7 protein-coding genes are annotated in these 7,818 nt (G+C 41.6%); 5 read left to right on the forward strand and 2 right to left on the reverse strand.

Annotated elements, in window-relative coordinates:
- Together B4C48_RS00500 and B4C48_RS00505 are read left to right on the forward strand one after the other, a co-directional pair.
- Positions 1 to 566, forward strand: a 566-nt coding sequence (locus tag B4C48_RS00500; RefSeq protein WP_291352354.1) for an AzlC family ABC transporter permease, incomplete at its 5' end; no start/stop codon positions are given.
- On the forward strand, positions 563 to 862 hold the full coding sequence (locus B4C48_RS00505; protein ID WP_291352356.1) for an AzlD family protein: 300 nt from the start codon (positions 563 to 565) through the stop codon (positions 860 to 862). The genes B4C48_RS00500 and B4C48_RS00505, both read left to right, overlap by 4 nt.
- A gap of 15 nt (positions 863 to 877) precedes the next feature.
- On the opposite strand, the gene B4C48_RS00510 is transcribed toward B4C48_RS00505, so the two are convergent.
- Both B4C48_RS00510 and B4C48_RS00515 read right to left on the reverse strand, forming a co-directional pair.
- Positions 878 to 1,195 carry a hypothetical protein gene (locus tag B4C48_RS00510; protein ID WP_291352358.1) on the reverse strand — a complete coding sequence of 106 codons (318 nt, stop codon included), beginning with the start codon at positions 1,193 to 1,195 and terminating at the stop codon, positions 878 to 880.
- A gap of 376 nt (positions 1,196 to 1,571) precedes the next feature.
- Positions 1,572 to 2,600: a type I glyceraldehyde-3-phosphate dehydrogenase gene (locus tag B4C48_RS00515; RefSeq protein WP_291352360.1), complete on the reverse strand. Its 1,029-nt coding sequence runs from the start codon at positions 2,598 to 2,600 to the stop codon at positions 1,572 to 1,574.
- Positions 2,601 to 3,260: 660 nt separating this feature from the next.
- Between B4C48_RS00515 and alaS the strand changes: the two genes are divergently transcribed.
- The 3 genes from alaS to csrA all read left to right on the forward strand — a co-directional run bounded on the left by alaS (position 3,261) and on the right by csrA (position 7,817).
- Positions 3,261 to 5,954, forward strand: coding sequence for an alanine--tRNA ligase (alaS, locus tag B4C48_RS00520; protein WP_291352362.1), 2,694 nt, complete (start codon positions 3,261 to 3,263; stop codon positions 5,952 to 5,954).
- A gap of 66 nt (positions 5,955 to 6,020) precedes the next feature.
- Complete coding sequence (locus B4C48_RS00525; RefSeq protein WP_291352364.1) at positions 6,021 to 7,301, forward strand: aspartate kinase; 1,281 nt, start codon at positions 6,021 to 6,023, stop codon at positions 7,299 to 7,301.
- Between the two features lie 252 nt (positions 7,302 to 7,553).
- On the forward strand, positions 7,554 to 7,817 hold the full coding sequence (gene csrA / locus B4C48_RS00530; RefSeq protein ID WP_067723263.1) for a carbon storage regulator CsrA: 264 nt from the start codon (positions 7,554 to 7,556) through the stop codon (positions 7,815 to 7,817).
- The last annotated feature ends 1 nt before the right edge of the window (position 7,818 follow it).

Below are 7,818 nucleotides of genomic sequence, written 5' to 3' on the forward strand. Positions count from 1 at the left end.
TGAATTTTGCCGGAGGTTCCGAGTTTGCCATATTAGAAATGTGGACCAATCCTCCCAATATCATCATGCTGATGTTCATCACTTTTCTAGTAAATAGCCGGCATTTACTGATGGGTGCAAGCCTGGTGCCTTACTTACGCCACTTACCCAACAAAACCGTTTTTACTGCGCTGTTTTTTATGGTCGATGAAAGCTGGGCGGTAAGTTTGGCAGATGCACAGAAGAAACACAGCAGTTTGGGATACCAATATGCCTTTAGCATGATGTTTTATGCTGGGCTATGTTTTGCCCTCTATCTGATGTGGGTGGGTTTTACGTCATTAGGCGCAATTATCGGACCGGTATTGGGTGACATTAGCCGTTTTGGTTTTGACATGGCTTTTCCAGCGGTCTTTTTAGTGTTATTACGCGGTATGTGGAAAGGTATGCGCGCCGCACGCCCATGGTTATTCAGTTTGATTACTGCTGCACTGGCTTATTTATATTTACCTTCGGGTTGGTATGTCCCCATTGGTGCGATCAGTGGTATTGCTTCAGCCTTCTTTTTAATCGGAGATGAAGCATGATCCATTCAGCCACGCTCATCGCCATTCTCTTTATTGCCATAACCACCTATCTGACCCGTATCTTGGGCTATGTGCTGTTAAAAAATAGAACCCTCAGCAACAAGCAACGCAAGATTATGGAGGTTATACCCGGCTGTGTGCTGATCTCGGTCATAGCACCGTATTTTGTTAAAGACAATCCTGCAGATATGATTGCAATTGTGATTACTGTGCTAGCAGCCTCACGTTTTTCTTTATTACCGACTGTAGCCATAAGCATGGCATCTGCCGCAGCTTTAAGAATACTGCTGGTATAAAAGCCAATTCCGAAATTAAAGTGTGGGTTTATCGGTTGAATGAATGCTTTTTGCCAATTGTCCGACCAATTCGGCATTTTGCGATTCTACCTGATTGAGTTTAGTCGTGGTTTTATCAATCACTTCTTGCTGAATATGCATTTTCTTGGCCAGGTCCTGCATAATTTCCAGGGTTTTTTTTAGGTTGTCTTCCAGTTGCATCACTTTTTTTTCTAAATGTTGATGCAATTGAATTTCACTGAGAGCAGCGCCTTGATTGGTAAATTGTGCCCAAATCAAAAAGATCACTGCTATGGCTAAAAGGAGAATAAATCCCCATATAAATATCAACATAGGTGCGCTGCTCGTGTTATTGATTCATGACTCATTCTTTGCCGTGAATCGATGAGATTAAATTAAAAAAGCTTATAATTTTCATGTAGCAATCGAAATGTAATTGTAAAATTAACTGTGCCTAAATTTTATTTATTATAAGCATTATTTTAGGTCTGTAATCCGCATTTATTTCCAGCAACAAAGGAACTTTATAGCGGTCTATTCATCCTACTGAAGACAATGCGTTTACTCAACAATTAATCGATCATAAGAACAAATTGATAATAATTGAGATACAAGTCTCAGTTAATACCCACTCGCACTCTAAAATTCAATGCTTTGCGGAAGCAGTAAGCTTGAAAAGCTCATCTGCTCACTTTTCCAATAAAGACCGTTATTTATGGGTAAAGGATTCACACAGATCCAGTAAGCGGTTGGCATAACCCCATTCATTATCATACCAGGCAAAAACTTTAGCTTGATGCCCCACCACCATGGTTTGACTCAAATCGACAATCAATGAATAAGGTGAATGGTTAAAGTCTGATGAAACTAGAGGTTCATCGGTAACATCCATAATTTCGGCATAATCATGACGTGCCGACTTCACTAACACTTCATTAATTTTATGCGCTGTAACATGAGATTGAGCAACAAAAGTTAAATCAATGGCAGCGACATTAATGGTAGGTACTCGAATGGAATAACCATCTATCCGCTCTTCCATTTTCGGCATAACCCGTTTTAAAGCTCCCAGCGCCGAAGAAGTAGTTGGAATAATGTTGTGTCCTGAAGCACGGGCACGACGTAGGTCACGGTGTGCATGATCCAGTACCGACTGGTCTGCCGTAACCGCATGGATTTCTGTCATCAATGCAGTATCAATGCCAAAGGCATCATCAATAATTTTAACCAAAGGCACCAAAGCTTGCGTGGTACAGGATACGCTGGAGATAATCTGGTCCGTGGCTTTAATTTCATAATGATTGACACCATAAACAATCGCAGCATCCACACTGTCAAAAGGTGCAGCACCAATAATCACCCTTTTCGCGCCGGCGCTAATATGTCGGGTTGCCGCTTCGCGTGAACGGAACAAACCGGTACATTCCAGTACCACATCAATATTTAAATCATTCCAAGGCAAACACTCAGGCTGCTGCTGACAAAACACCTGAACTTTTAATTGCGCCAGACCTGCGGAAATATGCAAAAAAATCTGTTCATTTTCCAACAATACTTCGACTTTGCCTTTAAAGCGCCCATGAGTGGTATCGTATTTAAATAAATGAACCAGTGTTTCTACATCTGCAATATCGTTAATAGCCTCGATATCAAAATGAAAATCTTTAGGATTTTCAAACCAAGCACGTAATACATTGCGACCAATTCGCCCGAAACCATTAATGGCTACTCGTTGCATTAGATATCCTTAACTCTTGGGTAGATGTAAACACGACTCTATGTTAATGGATTTTAATGCTAAATCGTTATTATTAATTCGTTTAATCCTTATTTGATTTAGTATTTATTCAATTATTACTCTCTCGTCTCAGTTATTATGTCTTGGAATTATCTTTATAATGAAGCTGAGAAAAACAAGCTGCATTCATTCTATTCACAAGCAAAACCCGAGACATGCAAGATATTAAAATCAATGAGCAATTCATACGTAATTCAATACCTGATCCTAAAAACTGTAGTTTAAAATCAACGAAAAAAAGCAACGTCTGATCATAAAATTTCATCATCAACGGTATAGATTTAACCGGCTGAATCTTTATCAAGATTATGGAATTTAGATAAAGAATCAATGTAATAAGAACAGTCAATTACATCAAAAGCACCTACCCAAATGCATAAAAATTAAGCAAAAAATCCCCCTAATTCATAGAAATGAGTGAAATAAACCGAATTGTATAAAAAGTCATATAGATCTCCGAAAATCATTGGTCGATGCGGCTTTTTCCGTTATACTTTAGCGTTTTAAAATTTTAAGCCAGTATCTCAAGCCAGCTTTATAAAAGTAAGACTTGCTTGACATGCTATTAGCCAAATACAAGATTTATGGAGTGACTTGGTTGTGAGTACTCGTTTTATGACATCAGCTGAAATTCGCGAAGCTTTTTTAAGCTATTTTGAATCGCAAGGGCATACACGTGTCGCGTCGAGTTCTCTGGTTCCTGCCAACGACCCAACATTATTGTTCACCAACGCTGGTATGAACCAGTTCAAAGACTGTTTCCTCGGTCTTGAAAAACGTGACTATGTTCGTGCCACATCTTCACAAAAATGTGTCCGTGCTGGTGGTAAACACAACGACTTGGACAATGTCGGTTATACCGCACGTCATCATACTTTCTTTGAAATGCTGGGCAACTTCTCGTTTGGTGATTACTTCAAACGTGATGCAATCACATTTGCCTGGGACTTTTTAACTTCTGAGCAATGGTTAGGTCTTCCTAAAGATAAACTGTATGCCACTGTTTATCACACCGATGACGAAGCTTTTGACATCTGGAATAAAGAGATTGGCCTAGATGCCAGCCGTATTATCCGTATTGGCGATAATAAAGGCGGTCAATACGCATCGGATAACTTCTGGGCAATGGGTGACACCGGTCCTTGCGGTCCGTGTTCTGAAATTTTCTTTGACCATGGCGATCACATCTGGGGTGGCCTACCGGGCACGCCTGAAGAAGATGGCGACCGTTTCATCGAGATCTGGAACAACGTATTCATGCAGTTCAACCGTACTGCGGATGGCGTACTGCACCCTCTTCCAGCACCTTCTGTAGATACAGGTATGGGCTTGGAACGTATTTCTGCGGTTTTACAGCATGTAAACTCAAACTACGAAATCGATCTGTTCCAGCACTTATTAAAAGCTGCTGCTGAAATCATTGGTCTAGATACAGCTGAAATAGAAGCGAAAGCACAAGAAGAAAATAAGCCTGTTGAATACCCTGCATCTTTAAAAGTTGTGGCTGACCATGCGCGTTCATGCTGCTTCCTGATTGCTGATGGCGTGAACCCTTCGAATGAAGGCCGTGGTTATGTATTACGTCGTATTATCCGTCGCGCAGTACGCCACGGTAACAAACTGGGTGCGACCGGTTCATTCTTCTACAAAATGCTTCAGCCTTTAATTGAAGTGATGGGTGCAGCGTATCCTGAACTTGCTGCTAACCAGGCACGTATTGAAGCGCAACTGCTGAAAGAAGAAGAACAATTCGCGAAAACACTTGAGCAAGGTCTGAAATTGCTTGAAGGCGAATTAGCAAACCTTAAAGGTTCTGTAATTCCGGGCGAAACAGTATTCAAACTTTATGATACTTACGGCTTCCCGACTGACTTAACAGCTGACATTGCACGTGAACGTGACTTAACCATTGATGAAGCGGGCTTTGAAGTTGAAATGGCAGCTCAGCGTCAACGTGCACGTGATGCAGGTAAATTCGCCATCGACTATAACAGCATTGTAAAAGTTGAAGGTGAAACCCAGTTTGAAGGTTACGAAGCAACTCAAGGTCAAGGTCAAATTGTTGCAATCTATAAAGATGGCGAACAGGTTGACGAAGTAGTTGAAGGCGATGAAGCGTTAATCGTTCTAAACCAGACTCCTTTCTATGCAGAAAGCGGTGGTCAAATCGGTGATACAGGACTGTTCAAAAACGATACCGGTATCTTTGAAGTTCAAGATACCAAGAAATCTGGTGGTGCATTCGTTCACCAAGGTATCGTGACCATGGGTAGCTTGAAAGCAACTCAATCTGTTGAAGCCACTGTCAAAGCAGACCTTCGTGCTGCAACAGCACGTAACCACTCTGCGACTCACCTTTTACATGCTGCCCTACGTCAAGTTTTGGGTTCGCACGTTCAACAAAAAGGCTCATTAGTGGCAAGCGAACTATTACGTTTTGACTTTGCCAATGATCAGCCGGTGACATTTGAACAGCTGCAAGAAATTGAACGCCTGGTGAATGCTGAAGTCATTGCTAACACAGCAGTTACCACTGAACTGCTTGACATCGAATCTGCCAAAGCCAAAGGCGCAATGATGTTATTCGGTGAGAAGTATGGTGATGAAGTTCGCGTACTGTCTATGGGTTCAGTGATTGAAGAGAAAAACTTCTCAATCGAGCTATGTGGTGGTATCCACGTGAAGCGTACTGGTGATATCGGACTGTTCAAAATCACTTCTGAAGGTAGTGTAGCAGCGGGCGTACGTCGTATTGAAGCTGTGACTGGTACTAAAGCGGTGGAAGCTGCGCAAAAAGTCGATCGTGATATTCATGCGATTAACGATGTATTAAAAGCACAAAAAGACCAAACTTTGGAAAAAGTGGAAGCTCTAGCGCAAACTGCATCTAGCTTGCAAAAACAAATTGAGCAACTCAATCAAAAATTAGCGAACTTCCAGGCAGCTGAACTTTTAAGCCAAGTTCAAACTGTTGCGGGTCGTTCAACTTTAATCACAACTGTTCAAAATATGGATGCGAAATCGCTTCGCAACCTGCATGACGGTGTGAAATCTAAATTAGACAATGCAGTAATCGTTCTTGCAGGTGTAGAAGGCGATAAAGTGAGCCTGATTGCATCTGTAGCGAAAGACTTTACTGCTTCTATTAAAGCGGGTGACATCATCAAACACTTGGCAACCGAACTCGGTGGTAAAGGTGGTGGTAAACCTGACTTGGCACAAGGTGGCGCGCCACTTAACGAGAAGTTTGCTTCAGTGATGGCAGATTTAACTGCTTGGCTTGAAGCAAAATAAGACTTCACTTTTTGTGTAACTGATCCTGAAAAGGTAATTCAGGATCATGGCTTTTATGGAACAACTATGGCATTAATCGTTCAAAAATATGGCGGTACCTCAATGGGTACTCCCGAGCGCATTTTAAATGTTGCTCGTCGTGTAAAGCGCTGGCATGACCACGGCCACAAGGTAGTGGTGGTTGTATCGGCAATGAGTGGCGAAACCAATCGCCTGCTTGCTTTAGCGAAGGCCATTACCGAAACCCCTGATCCACGTGAACTTGACCAAATGGTCTCTACAGGTGAACAGGTTACGATTTCTATGTTAGCAATGGCGCTCAACTCTATTGGTGTTGAAGCTAAATCGCTTACTGGTCGCCAGGTTGGTATCAAAACTGACAGTGCATTTACTAAAGCGCGTATTGAATCTATCGATACCGATATATTGACTGAAAATTTAGATGCGGGTCGCGTGCTTGTAGTCGCCGGCTTCCAGGGTTTTGACGCGGATGGCAACACCACAACTCTAGGACGTGGTGGTTCTGACACTTCAGGTGTTGCACTTGCTGCTGCATTAAAAGCTGATGAATGCCAGATTTACACAGACGTCGATGGCGTATATACCACTGACCCACGTGTTGCACCAAAAGCAAAAAAAGTTGACCGTATTTCATTTGAAGAAATGCTGGAAATGGCTTCGCTTGGTTCAAAAGTATTACAAATTCGTTCTGTTGAATTTGCTGGTAAATATCAAGTACCTTTACGCGTACTTTCAAGCTTCGACAATGACACCGATGGCGCATTTGACGAAGAATTTAAACAAAACGTAGGCACACTAATTACGACTGAATTGGAAGACGACATGGAACAGCCAATTATCTCAGGTATCGCATTCAACCGTGATGAAGCAAAATTAACGATTCTTGGTGTTCCAGATGAGCCAGGTATTGCTTCTAAAATTCTAAAACCAATTGGTGATGCCAACGTCGAAGTGGATATGATTATCCAGAACGTTGAAGAAGATGGTACAACTGATTTCACATTCACTGTAAACCGTGGCGAGCTTGCAAAAGCGAAAAAAATCCTTGAAGAAACTGCTCAAGCGATTGGTGCACGTGAAGTTGCAACTCGCGATGACATCGTGAAAGTATCTATCGTAGGTGTAGGGATGCGCTCTCACGCAGGCGTTGCCAGCAAAATGTTCACTGCACTTGCAGACGAAGGTATCAACATCCTCATGATCTCGACTTCTGAAATCAAAATTTCAGTGATCATTGAAGAAAACTACCTAGAACTTGCAGTTCGCTCTCTTCACACTGCATTCGGCCTTGACCGCGAATCAGGTGAATCTAGCGCACGCGCTTAATTTGTAGAAACGCAAATTTTGGTCATTGTATGACAAAATTTGCGAAATACTACAAAAAGAATAGAGCCACTATAGTTTTTTTTATAGTGGCTCTGTTATATTTGAACCGAGGATTTTGAAAATATTAACAGAATTATTTTTAGTCAGATTTTTTGACAGATTGTTCTGATAATATTTCTATGATACCAAGGTTGTGTCTTTTATATTTTTTTAAAATCAATTGCACGTTTAGCGTTTTGCAAGGAGATAAACATGCTGATTCTAACCCGACGTGTCGGTGAAACATTAATGATTGGGGACCAAGTCAGTGTAACTGTGCTTGGCGTAAAAGGTAATCAGGTTCGTATTGGCGTAAATGCTCCAAAAGAAGTATCTGTTCATCGTGAAGAAATTTATCAACGAATCCAGCATGAACGCGCTATGCACGAACACCTGCAACACCTTGATCAGGATTATCAACCCTCTTTTGAGGAAGATAATTTCCCACAAAATACCCAGAATGACTTTAATCGTTAAC

This window comes from Acinetobacter sp. UBA3106, assembly GCA_002365595.1.
Classification (GTDB): Bacteria; Pseudomonadota; Gammaproteobacteria; order Pseudomonadales; family Moraxellaceae; genus Acinetobacter.